Genomic DNA, 19805 nt, shown 5'->3' with positions numbered 1-19805 from the left:
TGGGCAATCACCTATCGTCAGGCATATTGATAAGCAGCGGCACGACTATTTCGGAGACAACATGACCGCCCCTTCGTCCATCTTCGCCGACAAACTTCGAAGCCATCGAGCTCGCAACGGTAAGGATGGTCGAATGTCACAGGAACAATTGGCTGCTTTGCTGGGATTAAGTGTAGATGCGGTTAGCAAATATGAGCGTTCGCTGTCTTACATCCGAGGTGATCTGGAGCACCTTTTGATAGAAAAGCTCGGATGGACGCGGGATGAAGTTGTGGCTTGCCGTGAGGATTGGGAAAGCCGTTCAATTGGAAAGCAGGCCTCCTACCGGGTTCTTCGCGAACACGAAGTGGCGTTGGAATACGGATCTATCGAGTTTGCCGATGCCGCCGTTCAGGCCTTGGAGTTGGCAAGCGCTCATGAGTTTCCCGACGGGTTCTCCGCCTGCGATCCCATCTGGGCGGAGATTCTAAAGGATGGGGCGATGTCTGGCGTTTATGTCATGATTGGAGATGAATTAGCCGCTCATATCTCGCTCATTTTCCTGGATGAAGATTTGGAAGCTAGGTTCCGCGAGCGCCGATTGGTTGAAGCTGAATTCAGTCTGGGAGCCCTCCGACGCCCGGTTCTTCCTGGCGATTATTTTGGCTATTGCGCCGGTGTCTACATCGCGCAAAGACATCAAAAATCTGCGCTTCATCTGCTAAATGGGTTTGTAAAAGTACTGGAAGATCTCGTGGAAAGGGAAGTTTATTTAAAAGACCTAGCTGCCATCGCTGCAAGTCCAATAGGGCATCAACTCTGCAAGGATCTGAATTTCCAATTCATCGGGCCACACTTTAACGCCGCAGGCCTCGAATTCTGGCGTCTCGCCGGGGAAAGCATACCCAATTCTCTCTTTGCTCGACGCAGCCCAGTGCTCAAGAAAGCTTATGCCGACCGTTTCAAAAAAACTTAAATACGGTCTGGCAATTGGTCATATGCAAATGACGTCCAGCGCAAAGGTTCAATTGTGGGCGATACATAGAACTGTATTTTGGGCAGCGCTACGTCGATGAAGTTAAGAGTCGAATGTCCGGTTCGAGCTGACAGCTATCTTAGTCGATACTGTGCATGATCCGAATTTTCGATTTACGTATCAAAGCGCTAGGGTCAGGACCCATTGATTTCCGCTTGGCTGCGTGATTCACGGTTCGAAAATCGAGCGGTGACCATGTCTGATCTTTTCTGGCTGACGGATGCGCAGATGGCGCGTCTTGAGCCTTTCTTCCCCATGTCCCACGGCAAACCACGCGTTGATGATCGACGTGTGTTGAGCGGCATTATCTTCATTAATCGCAATGGGTTGAGATGGCGCGATGCCTCTTCGGCGTATGGCCGACACAAGACGCTCTATAACCGTTGGAAGCGGTGGAGCGACAAAGGCATCTTCGCCCGGATGATGGCCGGTCTGGCTACCAAACACGGTGAAGAGAAGACCGTGATGATCGATGCCACCTACCTGAAGGCCCACCGTACCGCGACCAGTTTGGGCGTCAAAAAAGGGGGCGTGGACGCCTGATCGCTCGCACCAAAGGCGGCATGAACACCAAGTTGCATGCGATCTGCGACAGCCGGGGACGCCCGCTCAACCTGTTCATTACCGCCGGTCAGGTCAGCGATTACGTTGGTGCGCGGGCACTGCTGAGCGGCCTGCCGGATGTCGATTGGCTGCTCGGGGATCGTGGCTATGATGCCGATTGGTTCCGGGAAGCGTTGAAAGACAAAGGGATGCGCGCCTGCATCCCTGGCCGGAAGCAGCGGAAGAAACCGGTTAAGTACGACAAGCGTCGTTACAAACGGCGCAACCGGATCGCGATCATGTTCGGCAGGTTGAAGGATTGGCGGCGTGTGGCAACCCGCTACGACAGGTGCCCGAAGGTCTTCCTGTCAGCAATCGCCCTCGCAGCACTCGTTATCTATTGGCTATGAGTCCTGACCCTAGTCAACGTTCGAACCAAGGCTAACCTTCGGTCTGATACTTCACCAAAAGTGGGAGCATCACGATGTTTTCTATATGCGAAGTAGGCGCCAGCTCGGTGTCAAGCTGGATTGCTCGCAAAAAGTGCGAGTATCCAGCCCCGAAAACACTCCGTCTTGCGCGACTAGGACTGTACTCCAACCCCGTGCCGCTGCACCAAGGATATCGGTATGAAGAGTGTCACCGCACATCGCGATGCGTTCGGGCGGAACTCCTGGAAGTGTGGCTTCGACCATTTCAAACACTTCCGGAAATGGCTTGCCAAAGAACCTGATGTCTTGAAGGCCCTCATCTGCAAGCAAATGCCCGTAGTGACCGGGCTCCAGTGAGAACCCGAAGTCTCGTGGCGCTGCCAGATCAGCATTTGCGATCACCACTGGGCGCGGGTTGGCCAACAAGCTGTCGCAAAGCATGGATTGTTGAGATTGTTGCCAGATTTCGGTCGAGAGAAACAAGAAACCGTCAGCCCGGTCAAAGTCTGCCTGGTCTGCCTCAAGCCTGATCGTCTCGGATAAGATGTCCGTCAGGTCGTCAGACGGCGAGGCGATGCAGCCCCACAGACCGTCGTTCAAGTTTGCCAAGGCTGCGTCTCGGCTGGTTACAATCTCATCTGCATCAACCTGCATTCCGAGCTTCTGAAATTTTGCAGTCGCGCCCTGGTGATTATAGCTGGCAGCATTAGAAAGAATGCGAATCTGGTGTCCGCCCTTCCTGAGCTCTTTCAAACGAGCTGCCGCGCCGGGAATCGGAGTTTCCCCAACATTTAGAACGCCAAAAGCATCAAAAACAAAGGCGTCTACTTCGTTGCCAATATCCAGAAGTGACTCGATATCCAGAGTGGCTGCAGTGAATGTTGCTTTTGGAAGCCTGGGACGTATGGACTGATAACGCGAAAATATCGAGTTGGCGTCAAGCATGTGTCCAAATGTCCTTTTTTGATGGGCGCCCCCGACAGGTTTGACGCATTCCGGAATGTAACATCAACAAAAATAAATGGAAGAAAAAACAACATTTTGACAAATCGTTGCCAAGGAGTTTCGAGATTTCATGGGCAAAATACTGATTAATATAACTTTTTCGAAGCTTTCAGCCAAGGCGCCCTTTAAGGTTCTATGTGGCCTTGACTAAAAAATGTTGTTTTGTTGTTTTTTGGTGGTATGGTTTTGGCAACTTGAGGGGGATAAATGGCGTCAAAGAAGATCAGGCGGAGGGATTTAATCCAGCAGGTCGTGCAAGAGCGTGGCGGTATCAGTGTGGGGGCCTTAGCGGAAATGCTAGGGGTCTCGACGCAAACCATCCGCCGTGATCTGGACATTTTGTGCGACGGTGAAAACCTGCGGCGCGCGCACGGTCGGATCGAGCTGGCTGAAAGCCGTTTGAATACCCCGTTTGATCAGAGAGCCGGAACGAACTTACGTGGCAAACGGTCGGTTTCCGAACTTGTTGCGAGCATGATCCCCAACGGGGCGAACGTGTTCCTTTCAATCGGATCGACTCCGCTCGAAGTGGCCAAGGCACTGTCCGGCCACCAGGAGTTAACGGTCATCACGAACAACCTGAGTGCCGCGATGGCGCTGAGTAATGAAATCTCAAACCGTATCCTTTTGCCGGGAGGCGAGCTGCGCCTGCCTGATCGTGATTTTATCGGCGAAGAAGCAACCGATTTCTTTGACAGGTTTCGTGCCGAGTTCGCAATATTTGGCGTCGCCGGTGTGACGCATGATGGGGGGTTGTTGGAATTTCATCCAGCGGAGGTTCGGGTGAGAATGAAAATGCAGCAGCACGCGGCCAAATCGATTCTCGTAATAGACAGCAGTAAATTTGGTCGCATTGCGCCGGCATTGGGCGGCAACATCTCGGATGTCGACGTTGTCGTGTGCGACCGCCCTCCGGCCCCTGAATTTTCCGATCTCGCAGACAGTTTGGGCGAGGCCATTACTTACTCACAAGGAGAGCGCTGAATATGGCCGAACCGTTTGTTCACGTCGACAATATTGCCAAGCGCTGGAATGGGCAGCTTGGCGTCGAGAATATCAATCTTTCGATCCCGCGTGGTTCGTTCGTAGCGCTGCTTGGCCCTTCGGGCTGCGGCAAGTCAACGACGCTGAGATTGCTGTCGGGGCTAGAATTGCCGGATGAGGGACGGATCGTCATTGACGGGCGTGACATCACAACTTCTGCCCCTGCAGAACGCAATCTGTCGATGGTGTTCCAGTCTTATGCTTTGTTCCCGCATCTGAGTGTTGCAGAAAATGTCGTCTTTGGCCTCAAGGTGCGAAAAGTCGGCGCGGCGGATCGGCGCGAGAAACTGACCCGGGCACTCGAGATCACTGGCTTGCTGGGCTATGAGCAGCGTAAGCCGGGGGAATTGTCGGGGGGTCAGCGCCAGCGTGTGGCGCTCGCACGTGCGATCGTGGCAAACCAGCCGCTGTGCCTGATGGATGAGCCGCTTTCGAACCTTGATGCCAAGCTGCGCGCTTCGGTGCGCAAGGACATCAAGAAACTTCAGGTCGATTTGGGCATCACCGTGGTTTACGTCACGCATGACCAGACCGAAGCGATGAGCATGGCCGATATGGTCGTGCTGATGAAAGACGGCCATATCCAGCAGACAGGGTCCCCGGAAGAGCTTTACTACAAGCCTGCTAACACCTTTGTGGCCGAGTTTGTCGGTGCCCCGCCAATGGCGCTGATCAAGTCTGAAGGCGTGCCGGGATTTGAGCGCGCCACGACAATTGGCCTTCGCGCCGAAGCGGTGAAGGTGGTGGAATCCGGCAAGGGCAGGCTGACTTGTAAAGTATCGGAATGCGAATTCCTGGGTTCCGAGACTTTCATTGGCCTGTCACATCCTGCTGCCATTGGTCTGACAGTATCCATGCCCGGACTGAAACATATTCCGGCAGGAGAAGATCTAGAGATCAGCTTTGCCGATGAAGACCTGCATTTCTTTGACGACATGGGCAAGCGATTGGCCGGGTAGGTCAAGCAACTGAACTTTGGAAAGACACGAATAACTGTCATCACTGGGAGGAAAAAATGAACGTTATTAAGAAGATAAGTTTGGCTGCCGTCTCGGTCACCGCGCTGACATCGGCGGCGGCGGCTGAGACGGAACTAACAATGTATTATCCTATCGCGGTTGGCGGCGCGCTGACCGAGGTAGTGGATGGCATCGTTGCCGATTTTGAAGCTGCCAATCCTGACATCAAGGTTAACGCGATCTATTCAGGCAACTATGACGACACGCGCGTGCGTGCCTTGTCTGCACTTGCATCGGGTGAACCGGCTCAGTTGGCGGTGATGTTCTCGATCGATGCCTATGATCTGATCGAGCAGGATCTGATCGTGGCCTACGAAGATATCGACGGGGTTAACCCGGACTGGCTAGACAGCTTTTATCCGGCATTGATGGCCAATGGCCGGATCGAGGGCAAAACCTGGGGCATTCCGTTCCAGCGTTCAACTATCGTTGCCTATTACAACAAGGACCAGTTTCGTGCGGCGGGTCTTGACCCTGAGGCACCGCCCAAGACCTGGGACGAGCTGATCAGCATGGGCAAGGCACTGACCAACGACGACACCTATGGCCTGATGATCCCATCGACAGGCTATCCCTATTGGATGTTCCAGGCGTTGGCGATCCAGAACGGCAAGGAGGTGATGTCCGATGACGGCCTGACCACCTATTTCGATGACGAAACCGTTGTCGATACGTTGGAATTCTGGCAGTCGCTGTCGCAGGAGCATGGCATCATGCCCACTGGCACCGTTGAATGGGGTACCCTGCGGCAGGCGTTCCTCGAAGGTCAGACCTCGATGATGTGGCATTCGACCGGTAACCTTACGGCTGTGAAGAACAACGCCAGTTTTGACTTTGGCGTCGCCGAGCTTCCGGCCAATGTGCGACTGGGTTCGCCTACCGGCGGCGGCAACTTCTATGTTTTCAAGGAGACATCGGAGGAAGAGCGCGCGGCGGCCATGAAGCTGATCGAATTCATGACCTCGCCCGAGCAAGCGGCAGCGTGGTCTATCGCGACCGGCTATATGGGCGTGTCTCCGGCAGCGTATGAAACCGAGGCGCTTAAATCCTATACAGAAGAGTTCCCACCCGCTCTCGTTGCCCGAAATCAGCTGGAAAACGCTGTTGCCGAGTTCTCGACCTTTGAAACCGCACGCGTGCGTGAGGGTCTGAACAACGCAATTCAGGCGGCTTTGACCGGCACAAAATCGGCTGAAGATGCGTTAGGGGAAGCCCAGACATCGGCTGTGCGCCTGCTGCGTGATTATCAGTAACCTCAACTCCCTGGCGTCGGGCAGGGATGCCCGACGCACCCAACCTTGAGGGTCGCTATATGGCAGAGCATGTGAACATCGAGCGTCGTCGACAGGCCATCTACGGTTGGATCCTGTTGTCTCCAGCGGCAATTCTGCTGACGACCTTTGCGTTTTATCCTTCGCTTGCGACCTTGTGGTCGAGCTTGTTCAGCCGAGAAACCAGAAGACGCCCCAGCGAATTTGTCGGCGGCGAGAACTATGCCGACCTGTTCGCCGACCCAACCTTTTGGAAAGTTGTCGTGAACAACTTGATCTATGCGGGCGCGACCATCCCTATTTCTATTGCAATTGCGCTTTCGATGGCGCTTTGGGCGAACTCAAAGATCCCGGCTCGCGGGTTTGTACGCACCGCCTATTTCACGCCCACGGTCCTGCCAATGATCGCAGCGGCAAACCTTTGGCTGTTTTTTTATACTCCCGGATTGGGTGTGCTTGACCAGATCGGCGGACTGTTTGGCCTTCCCTCAATCAACTGGCTGGGACAGCCTGAAACTGCGCTGTGGGCTGTAATTATCGTGACGATCTGGAAAGAGGCTGGGTTTTTCATGATCTTCTATCTGGCGGCTTTGCAGACGATCCCTGAGGACCTCAAGGAAGCTGCCGACATTGAAGGCGCTAGCCGCTGGACCTATACGCGCAGGATTGTGCTGCCTTTGTTGATGCCGACGACGCTATTTATCATGGTCAATGCGCTGATCAACTCTGTGAAATTGATCGATCATTTGTTCATCCTCACCAAGGGCGGGCCCAACGACGCCTCCAAGCTTATCCTTTATTACATCTGGGAAATGGCCTTTGCCTTCTTTGATGCGCCCCACGCAGCGGCAATGACCATTCTGGTGCTTGTCGTGCTTGGCGTGGTTGCCGGCGTCAAGTTCACCATTCTCGACAAGCGGACCCATTACCAGTGAGCGGATTTTCCAGACATATCGAATCCTTTGGCGCATTGTTGTTGGCCGTGATCTGGATTTCCCCGCTGGTCTTTGCCTTTTGGGCGGCTTTCCACAGCACCTCTGACGCGGTCAACTTTAACATCACGTCGCCATGGACGCTCGACAATTTCCGCACCGCTTGGGAGGGGGCGCCGTGGCTACGCTATTTCCTCAACACCTTCCTTTTAGTGACGGTGATCCTTATTGGTCAGTTCTTCGTCACGACGCTGGCAGGATTTGCCTTCGCCCAGGTCCAGTTTCCGGGTCGGGATTTCGTGTTCATCCTAGTGCTGATGCAACTTTTCATCCTGCCCGAAGTGTTGATCGTGGAAAACTATGCAATGGTTTCGCGCCTCGGATTGTTTGACACGATTCTTGGCGTCGGAATGCCCTATATGGCCTCTGCCTTTGGCATTTTCCTAATGCGGCAGGCGTTTAAGGGCGTTCCTATAGAACTGCATGAGGCAGCGCGCGTCGAAGGCTGCGGCTGGTTCGGAATTCTTTGGCGAGTCTATGTGCCCTTGGCGCGCCCGACATATCTTGCTTATGCGTTGGTGTCGGTATCGACCCACTGGAACAACTTCCTCTGGCCGCTCATCGTGACCAACTCGCCCGACACACGACCGCTGACGGTCGGCCTGTCGATCTTTGGCGCACCGGAAAATGGTGTGGATATAAGCGTCATTTCGGCGGCAACGATGATGTCCGTTGCACCCTTGTTGATCGCGTTCCTCGTGTTCCAGCGTCAATTCGTTCAAGCCTTCCTGCGCGCGGGGATCAAATAGTCGTGGCGACATTTCTTCATCTAAGTGACTTGCACGCGGTATCGCGCGGCGATTTGTGTTCAGGCGTGCTTGATACCCGCGCGATCCTGATTGGGGTCATCGACCGATTGATCGAAAGAGGCGAAGCTCTTGGCCCGCTCGACGCGGTTCTAGTCACTGGTGACGTCAGCGAAGATGGCAGCCCGGACAGTTACGATTTCGCACGCGCACAACTGGAGCGGTTTGACCTGCCGATTTATGTTGTTCCTGGAAATCATGATGCGCGCAAGCCAATGCAAAAGGCCTTTTCAGGTTTGGACATCATGCCGGTGGACGGGCTTATTGATTGGGCGGACACGGTGGGCGATACCCGTGTCATCGGGCTTGACACGCTGGTTGAAGAACAGGGCGGTGGCAGGCTGCGCGTGGAAAGTCTTAATTTTTTGGAGCGGGAGCTTTCTGGGTCTGACGGGCCGGTTGTCGTTATGTTGCATCACCCGCCATTTAGCACCGGAATTGATTTCATGGATGTTATCGGATTGGAAAACCATTCCGATCTGGCAGAAATTCTTACAGTGCACTCCGGAGAGATCACGGTGTTGGCTGGGCACGTCCACGGCGTTCACATTGGCCGCGTTGGCGGTCACGTTGCCATTACAGCGCCGGGCCTTTGCAGCGGTTTTGCACTGGACCGACGCGCGGTGGCTCCGGTTGGGTTTTTTTCTGGACCTACGGGTTGCGCAGTTCTCGAGACCGGAAAGACCGGTACATGGAGCGCTGTTTCGCTAGACACTGCCGAGGGACCGTTTTCATTCTAAAGCGGACTTCGTGGCTCAGGAAACGAACGGCAAGTTTGTCCGCATTGCTGACATTCGCTGCAACTGCATTTTCGTAATTGTGCACGTTCACGCAGTGCGAACAATGCAGCCAGCGCCTGATCAATAAAAAGTGCGTGCCAAGGTGTAGCTTATCTTCGCGGCCATGGCTTGGCACCCGCTGCCTCCCTCTAGGGACATTGTTGCCGCAATGCCCTGCCAGGAAGTGGATGATGGGCGCGGATCACGGTGCTGTCGATCATTTGCAGATTGTGAGGAACGGCTCTGCTTTGGTTCAAAGTATCCATGATCGACTCCCATAGCATGTAGGACAGGTAAAGACCTGACAACACCGCTTCGGCGGATCAATAATTTTGCGCAAAACCGCTTGATTGGGAAGACCTCGTTACCGAAGTCCTGACCCTAACCGACGTTTTGCTCGGTGACGATTTCCCCAAACCTGTCAAAAAACTTGGCTGAAAGTTTTTTTGCAGTCCCTGCAATCAACCGGCTGCCCAATTGCGCTATTTTTCCGCCGATTGTGACCTTGGCAGTATAGGATAAAACCGTTTCCTCGCCCTCCGTGCTAAGATTGACATCCGCACCCCCTTTGGCAAAGCCCGCAGCGCCACCTTTTCCTTCACCAGTCAGGGAAAACTCATCCGGAGCATTGGAGTTGTCCAACGTCACTTCGCCGCTGAACCGAGCTTTGACGGGGCCGATTTTGAGCACAACTTTGGCCTCCAAATGCTCGGGAGAATGCTGGATCAATTCCTCACAACCGGGAATGCACTCACGCAACACATCCGGATCATTTAGCGCTCGGTACACGACGTCACGCGGAGCAGAGATTCGGATTTCGTCATTTAGTTCCATTTGAGAGTCCTTTACTCAACAGCATCTTGGGAAAACGCGAAGTGCGGTCTCGGTCGCCTCTTCCGGGGTCTGTTCCGGCTTCACAGTCCGAAAGGACTGCAACCATTTACGCCATTTTTTCATCATGCGATGTCTCCTTGGAATTGTCTGAATTCCGCCAGAGGATGATCTCGGCGAGGATCGAAAGGGCGATTTCGTGCGGGTCGATTGCATGGATATCCAGACCGGCCGGTGACTTGAGCCGACTGGTCTGCTCGACGGTCATTCCCTGCACTTCCAACCTCTCGCACAACACCTTGGCCTTTCGGTGGCTCGCGACCATCGAAACGCGTCGTGCTGGTGATTCAAGCGCAGATTTCAGCGCTGCACCATCGCCCTTCCCCTGTGAGGCTACCACCGCGAAATCGCGTGGTTCAACCCCCAATGCGCTTAGGTCATTGGGATCAAAACCGATGAATTCCACCGAGCTTTCTGAACCTTCAGGCAAGCAAACACGCAATCCGGTCAGCGCCGCGTGAGCGGCAAGCGCGTGTGCAATCGGAGACTCTCCGAAAATGATCAGGCGCGGGGCGTGCTGATAGGGTTCGATCAGCAAATCGACTGTTCCGCCCGAAGGACAACCGCTTTTGAAGGTCTCAACACCATCCGGGTCTGTCATCGCCACTACCTTTTCCGAAGGTTTCACGCGGATCATTTTCGGAGTTCCACCCGCAAGTGCCTCCTGCGCCGATGCGCGTACGACGCGCTGCACACACGCTCCGCCCAAATGCCCCCAAATACGCCCGTCCCTTGTGATCACGGCCTTGCCACCCGCTTTGGCTGAGGTTGCGTCGGCAGTTCGAAGGACAGTTGCCACGCAAAAGGCGTCGCCCTTTTGACGCAACTCCTCAATCGTGTCGAAAATGTCGAAACCTGCCATAGCCGTGTCCTTTCACAGTTTTCGGAATTCGGGTTCCAACGCCGACAGCGCGTCGAGCGTGTTGGCCGGGAGGTGCGCATCCAGATACGGCTCCGCAGCCTGCATGGCAGCAGCAATGGGCTGATAGTCTTTCCATCCTTTAAGAGGATTCAGCCAAACAATCCGCCGCGCCTTGCGTCGAACCTGAGCCAGCGCTTCTCCCAAGGCTTCAGGTGACGAGCTGCAATAGCCGTCCGAGAGGATCAAAACGATCGTCCGCCCGTTCAATGCGCGGGCACCGTATCCGTTCAGAAACTTCTCAAGGCTTCCCGAGATGTCGGTACCACCGCCGAACCCTTCGGCCATGAGTGATAGCCGTCCAGCCGCGCGCAGTGTGTCGTGATCGCGCAGTGCATCAGTCACACGCATCAAACGCGTGTGGAACAAATAGGCGTCTGCCTCAGCTCCACTACCGATCAATCCTTTCAAAAAGGCCAAAAAGACCCGCGAATAGACAGCCATGGAACCGCTGACGTCACACAAGGCCACAATCCTCATTGGGCGTGATGGGCGAGCGCGGCGATACAGATCCATCGGCTCTCCTCCTCGTGCAAGGCTGGCGCGTTGAATCCGGCGCATGTCCAAAGCAGAGCCCCGCAGAGCTTGCTTTCGCCTACGCGAGCGGCGGTCGCGGATGGCGCGTGCGATGGCGGTCGCGGCCTGTTCCGCCTGCCTCAGGGCGTCTTCATCCATCAGTTCGCGCAAATCCCGGCGCGACAGGTTGGCCGTACGGGTTGCGATTAGCTTCCCGTCTCTCCCCACGGCCTCCCCATCGCCGGTATCAGGTGCGGCGGCCTGATCCGTGCCAGTCTCGGATTCCTGACTATCCTGGCTCTCTTGCTGCCAGAGCATCGGCTTTGCAGATTGAACCCGCACATGCGCGGTTCGGGCGGTTCCCGTGCGTTGCTTGCCAGTGTTGAACCAATAGGCTTCGAACAAATCATCGAACCGCCGCCAATCGTCGACGTCGCCAGCCAGCAACGCGCAAAGTGCCTGCTGGGCCTGTCTGACATCCGTCGCCTCAACCGCCGCCAGCGCAGCCAATGCGTCCCCCGTCTCAGCCGGACCAACTCGCATCCCGTTCATACGCAAATGTTCGATGAAGCCGGACATGCGATCCGACAGACCAGATGCGCGAGAGGGGAAGCGGGTGACCTGCATCACGCCACCTTTCCGATCAGGCGATCCATCACTTCGGGCGGAGCTGCGTCATAGTCGGCTGCAGTTTTCAAAAGACAAACAAGGGTTGCCTGAACGTCTTTGCGGGACTGCGCCATGTCGTTGACGCCCAGCCCTGAAAGAGCGGCCGCCCAGTCCAGCATCTCGGCGATGCCGGGGGTCTTTTCCAAGTCCTCTTTGCGCAGCGCCTGCACAACGCTAATAATCTGGCGCGCCAACAGCCCTTCGACTGCGGGCATGCGAGCTTTCAGGATCGCCATTTCCGTTTCACGCGATGGGTAGTCGAGGAAACTATACAGGCACCGACGCCGCAGCGCGTCCGACAGGTCCCGAGTGCCATTCGCCGTCAGAATCACGATGGGCCGCGAACGCGCCTTGATGGTGCCGAGTTCAGGGATCGTGATCTGAAAGTCCGACAAAATTTCGAGCAGATAGGCCTCAAACTCCTCATCCGCCCTGTCGATTTCATCAATCAGCAGAACAGGTGGTTCTTCTTCGCTGATTGCTTCCAGCAAGGGTCGCTTTAGCAGAAAATCATCGTTGAACAGCTGCGCTTCGCTGGTGCCACCCTGTGCCTCGCTTGCGCGAATAGCCAGCAACTGGCGCTGGTAGTTCCACTCATAAATCGCGTGGCTGGCATCGAGCCCTTCATAGCATTGCAACCGGATCAACCGCGCGGCGCGCTGTGCTGCCAACGCCTTGGCGACCTCGGTTTTACCGACCCCAGCCGGGCCTTCCAGCAGCAGCGGACGCCCAAGCGTCTGCGCCAGATGCAACGCCATAGCCAGTCGGTCGTCGGCAACATAGCCCACCTCGGCGAGGCCTTGCTGTATATCCTGCAAGCTCATGCCATTCTCCCGGATTGCCGCCGCGCTGTATTTCAGCGCGGCGGCCTTTCCTGTTAGCCGTGCATTCCCAAACCGTTGGCGATCTTCCAGATACGCCAGTGGTCATGCGGCATGTGGCTCTGAACAAGGCCAAATGGCCGGAAAGCATCATGCACCGCGTTCGAGAACGCAGGCACACCGCCGACATTCGGGCTCTCGCCCACGCCCTTGGCACCGATCGGGTGATGCGGAGATGGCGTCACCGTGTGATCAGTGGTGTAGTTGGGCGTCTCCCACGCGGTGGGCAAGAAGAAGTCCATCAACGTACCGGTCTTGACGTTGCCCATCTCATCATAGGCGATTTCCTGACCCATAGCGATGGCCAACGCCTCGGTCACGCCGCCATGGACCTGACCTTCGATGATCATGGGATTGATCCGGGTCCCGCAATCATCCAGCGCATAGAACTGCCGGACCTCCCATTCGCCGGTATCGACGTCGATCTCCATGACGCAGATATAGGCCCCGAACGGGTAGGTCATATTCGGCGGGTCATAGTAGCTTACGGCCTCCAGACCGGGTTCCAGCCCCGGAATGGCCTGATTATATGCGGCAAAGGCGATTTCTTTCATCGTCTTGAACCGCTCAGGCGCACCTTTGACTGAGAACCGATCCACGTCCCACTCAACGTCGTCGTCATGCACTTCCAGCAAGTAGGCTGCGATCATCTGCGCCTTGGCGCGGATTTTGCGGGCGGCCATCGCCGTTGCCGCGCCGGCCACGGGTGTCGACCGAGACCCATAGGTACCAAGCCCATAAGGCGCGGTATCAGTGTCGCCTTCTTCCAGCGTGATGTCATCGGCAGGCAGGCCGATCTCGCTGGCGATGATCTGAGCAAAAGTCGTAGCATGGCCCTGACCTTGGCTGATCGTCCCCAGCCGTGCGATGGCGGAACCGGTTGGGTGAATCCGGATTTCGCATGAGTCGAACATTCCCAACCCAAGGATATCGCAGTTCTTGACTGGTCCAGCCCCGACGATTTCGGTGAAATGCGTCAGACCGATGCCCAGCAGTTTGCGGGTCTTTCCGGCTTTGAAGTCCTCGATCCGTTGCGCCTGCTCCGCCCGCAGACCATCATAGTCCACGGCCTTCAGCGCTTTGTCCCAAGCGGTGTGATAGTCACCCGAGTCATATTCCCATCCCAGCGCGGACTGATATGGGAACTGATCCTTGCGGATAAAGTTGATCCGGCGTAACTCGGCCGCGTCCATGTTCAGCTTGATGGCCAGAACCTCGATCATCCGCTCAATGAAATACGCAGCCTCGGTCACCCTGAACGAGCAACGATAGGCGACACCGCCCGGTGCCTTGTTGGTATAAACCCCATCCACAGCCAGATAAGCGGTGGGGATGTCATATGACCCGGTGCAGATGTTCATGAACCCGGCCGGGAACTTCGTTGGGTCGGCACAGGCGTCAAATCCACCATGATCTGCTGTGGTATGGCACCAGAGACCAGTGATCTTGCCATCCTTGGTCGCAGAGATCTTGCCCTGCATCCAGTAGTCGCGGGCAAAGGCGGTAGACATAAGGTTTTCCATCCGATTCTCGACCCATTTCACCGGTTGGCCGGTGACAATCGAGGCGACGACCGAGCAGACATAGCCGGCATACGCACCAACTTTATTACCGAAGCCACCGCCGATATCAGGGCTGATCACCCGGATATTGTGCTCGGCGAGACCAGAGATCAGCGACACTACGGTTCGAATCGCGTGCGGGGCCTGGAATGTACCATAAAGCGTAAGCTTACCGGTCACCTTATCCATCGAAGCCACACAGCCACAGGTCTCCAGCGGACATGGGTGGGTCCGGTGGTAATAGACCATCTCTTCGGCCACGACATCCGCCTCACCCAGCACGGCTTCCGTCGCATCTTTGTCGCCCTGTTCCCAAGTGAAAATGTGGTTGTGATGCTTGCGCGGGCCATGGGCGCCCTCGGTCTGACCCGCAAGGTCTTCACGCAGTACAACGTCCGATTTCAGCGCCTCGAACGGGTCGGTCAGAACGGGCAGTTCTTCGTAGTCAACCTCGACCAGTTCTGCCGCATCCGCTGCGATGTATCGATTTTCAGCAACGACATAGGCGACTTCTTGGCCCTGGAACAGAACCTTGCCATCGGCCAGCACCATTTGCTTGTCACCTGCCAGCGTCGGCATCCAATGCAAACCCAGCGGAGCCAGATCCTCGGCTGTCAACACAGCAACAACGCCGGGCACGGCCAACGCGGCCTCTTTGTTCACACTGACAACGCGGGCATGAGCATAGGGCGAGCGGACAAACGCGCCAAACAGCATCCCGTCCAGCTTGATGTCATCGACGTAGTTGCCCTTGCCTTGGGTAAAACGCACATCCTCGACGCGTTTGCGCGAGCTTCCCATCCCTTTGAGATTGGCGGCGCGTTCTTCGGGGGTCATGGTTTGATCGTTCATTCCGCGGCCTCCTTCTGAGCGTTCAGCATGTCAGCTGAGGCCGAGATCGCCTTGACGATGTTCTGGTATCCGGTGCATCGGCACAGGTTGCCAGCCATACCAAAGCGGATTTCTTCCTCGGTTGGGTTCGGGTTTTCCTGCAGCAGACGATGCGCGCGGGTGATCATGCCCGGCGTGCAGAAGCCGCACTGCAACCCGTGATGTTCGCGAAACATCTCTTGCAAAACGCCAAGGCTACCATCGTCATTGGTCAGCCCTTCGACGGTTGTGATATCGGCCCCGTTCACCTGCGCCACAAAGGTTGTACAGGACTTGACGGACTTGCCATCAATATCCACGGTGCAGGCTCCACAGTGACTGGTTTCGCATCCGATATGAGGGCCGGTGATTTTAAGATCTTCCCGCAGGAAGTGGATCAACAGCGTGCGCGGCTCGGCCAGACCTTCGACCTGTTTGCCGTTCACTGTTAGTTTTACGTGCATTTTTGACATGGTTGTTCCTCCCCTCAACTCGCACGGCTTTGCGCACGGTCGATGGCGCGGCGCAGCATCACGGCGGCCACGTGTTTCTTGAATTCGATGGGACCGCGGTTGTCAGCCACCGGGTCAATTGCGTCGAGCATCGCGGCGACGCAGCCGCTGACGTCTCCGTCGGCCAGCGCATTGCTTGCGCTTTCGGACCAGATGGGCGTGTCCGCAAGGTTGGTCATCGCGACCGAGGCCTGTCCGTTGCCAACCATCACCGCAGCCGCGGCTGTCGCGTAATCGCCGATCTTGCGTTTCTGCTTTTCATAAGCCTGCCCTACACCCACACCCGGCACCGGAATTGAAATCCGGGTCAGGATTTCTTCATCCTCACGTGCAGTAAAGTAAGCGGCCTCATAGAAATCCCGTGCCGCCACACTGCGGGCGCCGTCAGGACCGGACAGTTCGAACGTCGCATTCAGACACTGCATCAACCCCGGCATGTCGTTGCCCGGATCACCATTGGCAACGTTCCCTCCAACAGTGCCCACGTAGCGGACCTGTGGATCAGCGATCTGCAACGCCGCCTCACGTATCAGCGGGATTGCCTCTGCCAGACCGTCATGCGTGATCAGTTCATGCTGGGTCGCCATCGCGCCCAGCGAAACGGAGTCGGCTCCGATCTCGATGCCCTTCAATTCGTCAATGGCCTGAAGATCGACCAAGTGGCTCATTTCGGCCATGCGCAGCTTCATCATCGGGATCAGGCTGTGCCCGCCCGCAATGACGCGCGCCTCGTCTCCGTGTTCCTGTAGAATGCCGATGGCCGTGGCGATGTCGCCTGGCCGGTGATACTCAAAACCGGCTGGTATCATGTTTTTCCTCCCTGGGTCCAAGCGGTGTGCCTTGGGGAACCTGCGAGGTAGGAAAGAACGTGTGACTTAAGGCTTCCAGCGATCGGGAACAGGTCGCGCGGCTTGTTTCACGAAATGCGAATAGGCTGCATGAACTGCGATCAGAGGCCCAGAGCCTCGCGAATGTCCGTCAGGCGGGACCGGCTGACCGGCACTTTGGTCAACGCGTCGACCCCGTCAAAATAACAGGTGCCGTTGTCCTTGTGACGTTCAAAGCTAGAGACGTGTTTGGGGTTCACCAGATAGCTGCGATGGGCGCGCAAAAACCCGTCTGGTTTCAGGCGGTTTTCGGCCTCGGTGATCGACCATGGACAGAATAGTTTTTCAACACCCATATAGAGAACAGTATAATGCCCCTCGGCCCGGATGGCGGCAACGCTGGCGGGCTCCGCGAAATATGTCTGGCCTTCACGCTCGAACGGAACACCGGCGCGCAAGGTTGCGGGTTCCGGCGTGCGTTCGGGCGCCAGCTTTTCCTTCGGTTCGATGAACGAGATCCCGGTCAGCAGAAAAGCTCCGCAGATCAGGAAAACAGAAACGGTGACGCCCATCGCCAGAACCTGATTGTCCAGCGCGGGCCCCGCACCGCCGGCGGCGTCACTTGCCACAAAATCGGTCAGACCGGTCGCCACAAAGTGCATAGTAAAAACGGCCAACCCAAAGCAAACTGTGCCCAGCAGAATATTGCGTTGCGTGCGGTTGCCATAAGCAACCCAAATAGCCGCGACCGATAGGATCACCGAGGCCAACGTCGCCAGAGCTACGTCCAGAACATTGTATACGGGGCGGCATAGCTGCATTCCCGCCATGCCAATGTAGTGCATCACCACGATGCCCAGCCCCACGATCACCCCCGATCCGATCATCGTCTGAGGCGTACGCGGACGGAAATGCAGCAACAGCAGCGCCAGCCCAACCATCAGGATCGCTACAAGCGCAGAGATCAGAGTGATCAGAGCGTCGTAGTAAAACAGTATCGGCAGTTGCAGGCCCAGCATGGCAACGAAATGCATCGACCAGATACCGCCGCCCAGAATGACCGCAGCCAGAGCAACGACAAGCTTGCGGCGCTGGCTATCCAGCCGGGACGCGCCATGCGTCAGATAAAGGCCGGTAAATCCGGCCATCAGCGCAACGGCCAAAGAGGCCGCGACAAGCCAGGCGTTGTGCGAATAGTCCAGCATATAGGTGTACACGCCCTCCCCAGCGCGTGTCTGACGTTAGCAAACTGAAATTCCCGGCACAATCTACTCTGACCGGACTGCAGTAGCACGCGCAGAGGAATTCGACTCAGTCTCAGTGAGGCTAGCAAAGCTGTCCTGTGTCCGGCACCGAGTTCGCGCCATTCGGCAGCAGCGGCGGAACGTGTCTGCACGACGTGTCCTGGTTGAAGAGGGATCGCTCTTAGTTAAAGTGGTTGCAGTTCTAGACATGAAAGGTGGCGATTACGGTACATTCCATTCAAGTTGCGTCAAGGCAAGCTTCGCCGCTGCAGACATTTTACCTGCCTCCTACTGCTACCGACCTATCCGGGCGATCACGATTTAGAGTTCGCGCCAGACCGGAGCAAAGATCCAGTTAGCCCAAAGGCTACGTGACCAAATAGGCGCGAAGGCGTTTGAACACTTCGCGAATACACTGTTCATCTTCGGATCATTATATCGCCTTGCGACCCGTCGCACGTGCCTTGTTGTCCAGATCCCAGCCCGTGCCTCAACTGGCCCCTTGAGGAGTTTAGCGCAGCTTGGGAGGATTTCTTGGATCAATCCCGAAAGCGCCCCCTTATCGAATAAGGTGATCTTTTGCAGTCCAAGTGAACATCGGGTTATGGCTCGTCACGTCCGGGAGAGCTTTATGAGTGAAAAAGAACGCGATGACCAATAGGGCTGTAATGCTCGACTGCGTTATTTTGAATAGCGCGGCGATTGGGTTGATTACCCCTGCCCTATTCCTTGGCTTGGCAATTGAATCCGACACCTTGCATCGCTGTTCGACGCCGACAATTACTCGTAAGGAACACCGCGCGTAGATGGGTTCGCTAGACTGGGCTCCTTCGAGCCCTCTCCAACCTGCTTAGGACCCTTCAAACAGATCTAAAGTGGTCCGGTAAGACGGTGAACCAGACGCCTTAGAATCCGATTCATTTAAGGCTTGAGGCATATTTAACTCAAAAATATTGACACTCTCTTGAAGTGGTTGATAAACGGTAAAAAAGAGAAGTACTCCCTTAAAACGAGTATAAAATAATTAGTTTAAGGCTCTTGAGCAGTTATGTTTGATTTTAATTTACCCGAGCACGATCTCGGGGAATCCACCGCCTTTGCGCGGGCTCCAGCCTCTGCACCAAGTGTCTTTTTTGCCGTGGCAAAACGTGCGTTTGATCTTGTCCTGAGCGTATTTGTTCTGTTGCCTCTTGCGGTGTTTTTTGGAATCGTCCTGCTCGTCTTGAACCCAATTTGGAACAAGGGGCCTCTATTTTTCTCTCAGGAGCGTATGGGGAAAAACTGCGAACCATTCACAGCATACAAGTTTCGCAGCATGCGCCCGGCCAAGAAAATTGAACGGAGTGCTGATTGCCCGTTGGAAGAAGACAGAATTACCCAGCTTGGTCGCTTCTTGCGCAAGTCCCGCATTGATGAATTGCCGCAAATTATCAATGTTTTTAAGGGTGAAATGAGCTTGATAGGCCCTCGGCCGGATTACATCGAGCATGCCCGAGAATATATGTCGCTGATACCCGGATACCAAGCACGTCACCTTGTGCGCCCCGGAATCAGTGGTTGGGCGCAGGTTGAACTTGGGTATATCGAAGGTACAGATGCGACACGCCGAAAAGTACAGGCAGATCTGTACTACATCGCAAATACCGGGCTGATCATGGAAGCTTGGATCGTGTGGCGCACCATTTCGATCATGCTACGCCGAAGCGGAGCTTGAGCAATCTCCGTCGGTAGAGGCTTTCGGAAGATCCAGAGTTTCCCAGCGATCAAGATCTGAGGCGCCTGCCGCAGGTCAGGCAAGCTGATCAAGCTTGAAGAAAGTCAGGAAACTATGGCCTTCCGCCCTTTTTCGAAGGGGAGATGACTTGAGGATGACTCTACTTTACCGTGTTTTTCAATACTCAAAAAATGGATATCAAATTGTCTTTTTACAGAATTGCCACATGGTGTTTTGTGGATATTTTTTTGGCGGATTGTTTCGGGACGTTTGTTTTGAAAGTTGTTAGTGAGGC

19 protein-coding genes and 1 pseudogene are annotated in these 19805 nt (G+C 55.5%); 9 read left to right on the top strand and 11 right to left on the bottom strand.

Features of this window, described 5'->3' with window-relative positions; translation table 11 throughout:
- Window positions 1-133 precede the first annotated feature (133 nt).
- Complete coding sequence (locus GOX21_RS17250; protein WP_170379240.1) at window positions 134-955, top strand: helix-turn-helix domain-containing protein; 822 nt, start codon at window positions 134-136, stop codon at window positions 953-955.
- A 255-nt stretch (window positions 956-1210) separates the two neighbouring features.
- Window positions 1211-1968 (top strand): IS5 family transposase gene (locus tag GOX21_RS17245; protein ID WP_170485413.1). Its coding sequence is split into 2 segments (ribosomal slippage): window positions 1211-1547 and window positions 1547-1968, totalling 759 coding nucleotides; the frame shifts between segments, so codons are not numbered across the junction.
- Window positions 1969-2049: 81 nt separating this feature from the next.
- Here GOX21_RS17245 and GOX21_RS17240 read toward each other — a convergent pair.
- Window positions 2050-2934, bottom strand: coding sequence for an HAD-IIA family hydrolase (locus GOX21_RS17240; RefSeq protein ID WP_170379862.1), 885 nt, complete (start codon window positions 2932-2934; stop codon window positions 2050-2052).
- 267 nt (window positions 2935-3201) lie between these two features.
- On the opposite strand from GOX21_RS17240, the gene GOX21_RS17235 reads away from it, so the two are divergent.
- Genes GOX21_RS17235 through GOX21_RS17210 form a run of 6 tightly spaced genes read left to right on the top strand, consistent with a single transcriptional unit; the run spans window position 3202 to window position 8866 of the window.
- Complete coding sequence (locus GOX21_RS17235; RefSeq protein WP_170359564.1) at window positions 3202-3978, top strand: DeoR/GlpR family DNA-binding transcription regulator; 777 nt, start codon at window positions 3202-3204, stop codon at window positions 3976-3978.
- A 2-nt stretch (window positions 3979-3980) separates the two neighbouring features.
- The gene (locus tag GOX21_RS17230) at window positions 3981-4997 is read left to right on the top strand and encodes an ABC transporter ATP-binding protein (RefSeq protein ID WP_170379864.1); all 1017 of its coding nucleotides are present in this window, start codon (window positions 3981-3983) and stop codon (window positions 4995-4997) included.
- Window positions 4998-5053: 56 nt separating this feature from the next.
- Window positions 5054-6310 carry an ABC transporter substrate-binding protein gene (locus tag GOX21_RS17225; protein WP_170379866.1) on the top strand — a complete coding sequence of 419 codons (1257 nt, stop codon included), beginning with the start codon at window positions 5054-5056 and terminating at the stop codon, window positions 6308-6310.
- 59 nt (window positions 6311-6369) lie between these two features.
- The gene (locus GOX21_RS17220; protein ID WP_117872581.1) at window positions 6370-7263 is read left to right on the top strand and encodes a carbohydrate ABC transporter permease; all 894 of its coding nucleotides are present in this window, start codon (window positions 6370-6372) and stop codon (window positions 7261-7263) included.
- The gene (locus GOX21_RS17215; RefSeq protein WP_170352096.1) at window positions 7260-8069 is read left to right on the top strand and encodes a carbohydrate ABC transporter permease; all 810 of its coding nucleotides are present in this window, start codon (window positions 7260-7262) and stop codon (window positions 8067-8069) included. The genes GOX21_RS17220 and GOX21_RS17215 overlap by 4 nt, the downstream gene beginning before the upstream one ends.
- Window positions 8070-8071: 2 nt before the next feature.
- Window positions 8072-8866, top strand: a complete 795-nt coding sequence (locus GOX21_RS17210; RefSeq protein WP_170379868.1) for a metallophosphoesterase — start codon at window positions 8072-8074, stop codon at window positions 8864-8866.
- Between the two features lie 215 nt (window positions 8867-9081).
- On the opposite strand, the pseudogene GOX21_RS17205 reads toward GOX21_RS17210, so the two are convergent.
- From GOX21_RS17205 to GOX21_RS17165, 9 genes and pseudogenes are all read right to left on the bottom strand, one after another.
- Window positions 9082-9186 (bottom strand): annotated as a pseudogene (locus tag GOX21_RS17205) (IS5/IS1182 family transposase); the annotation flags it as partial.
- 100 nt (window positions 9187-9286) lie between these two features.
- Entirely contained in the window at window positions 9287-9739 is a 453-nt protein-coding gene (locus tag GOX21_RS17200; RefSeq protein ID WP_170352094.1) for a CoxG family protein, read from the bottom strand.
- Between the two features lie 106 nt (window positions 9740-9845).
- Window positions 9846-10658: an XdhC family protein gene (locus GOX21_RS17195; RefSeq protein ID WP_170379870.1), complete on the bottom strand. Its 813-nt coding sequence runs from the start codon at window positions 10656-10658 to the stop codon at window positions 9846-9848.
- A 12-nt stretch (window positions 10659-10670) separates the two neighbouring features.
- Complete coding sequence (locus GOX21_RS17190; RefSeq protein WP_170379871.1) at window positions 10671-11858, bottom strand: vWA domain-containing protein; 1188 nt, start codon at window positions 11856-11858, stop codon at window positions 10671-10673.
- Window positions 11858-12724: an AAA family ATPase gene (locus GOX21_RS17185; RefSeq protein WP_170379874.1), complete on the bottom strand. Its 867-nt coding sequence runs from the start codon at window positions 12722-12724 to the stop codon at window positions 11858-11860. The genes GOX21_RS17190 and GOX21_RS17185 overlap by 1 nt, the downstream gene beginning before the upstream one ends.
- 53 nt (window positions 12725-12777) lie before the next feature.
- On the bottom strand, window positions 12778-15195 hold the full coding sequence (locus GOX21_RS17180; protein ID WP_170379876.1) for an aerobic carbon-monoxide dehydrogenase large subunit: 2418 nt from the start codon (window positions 15193-15195) through the stop codon (window positions 12778-12780).
- Complete coding sequence (locus tag GOX21_RS17175; protein ID WP_093963851.1) at window positions 15192-15686, bottom strand: (2Fe-2S)-binding protein; 495 nt, start codon at window positions 15684-15686, stop codon at window positions 15192-15194. The genes GOX21_RS17180 and GOX21_RS17175 overlap by 4 nt, the downstream gene beginning before the upstream one ends.
- A 14-nt stretch (window positions 15687-15700) precedes the next feature.
- Entirely contained in the window at window positions 15701-16534 is an 834-nt protein-coding gene (locus tag GOX21_RS17170; RefSeq protein WP_170379878.1) for an FAD binding domain-containing protein, read from the bottom strand.
- Between the two features lie 140 nt (window positions 16535-16674).
- Window positions 16675-17757: an MHYT domain-containing protein gene (locus GOX21_RS17165; protein ID WP_170352101.1), complete on the bottom strand. Its 1083-nt coding sequence runs from the start codon at window positions 17755-17757 to the stop codon at window positions 16675-16677.
- 1087 nt (window positions 17758-18844) lie between these two features.
- On the opposite strand from GOX21_RS17165, the gene GOX21_RS17160 reads away from it, so the two are divergent.
- Window positions 18845-19510, top strand: coding sequence for a sugar transferase (locus GOX21_RS17160; RefSeq protein WP_170379880.1), 666 nt, complete (start codon window positions 18845-18847; stop codon window positions 19508-19510).
- Window positions 19511-19614: 104 nt separating this feature from the next.
- Here the strand turns inward: GOX21_RS17160 and GOX21_RS21455 are convergent.
- The coding region (locus GOX21_RS21455; RefSeq protein ID WP_217353062.1) for a hypothetical protein at window positions 19615-19805 on the bottom strand (191 nt) is incomplete at its 5' end.

The organism is Ruegeria atlantica (assembly GCF_013032005.1).
Lineage (GTDB): Bacteria > Pseudomonadota > Alphaproteobacteria > Rhodobacterales > Rhodobacteraceae > Ruegeria > Ruegeria atlantica_A.
The sequence above is the reverse complement of the archived record's forward strand: the minus strand, read 5'-3'. Positions and strand labels throughout refer to the sequence as shown.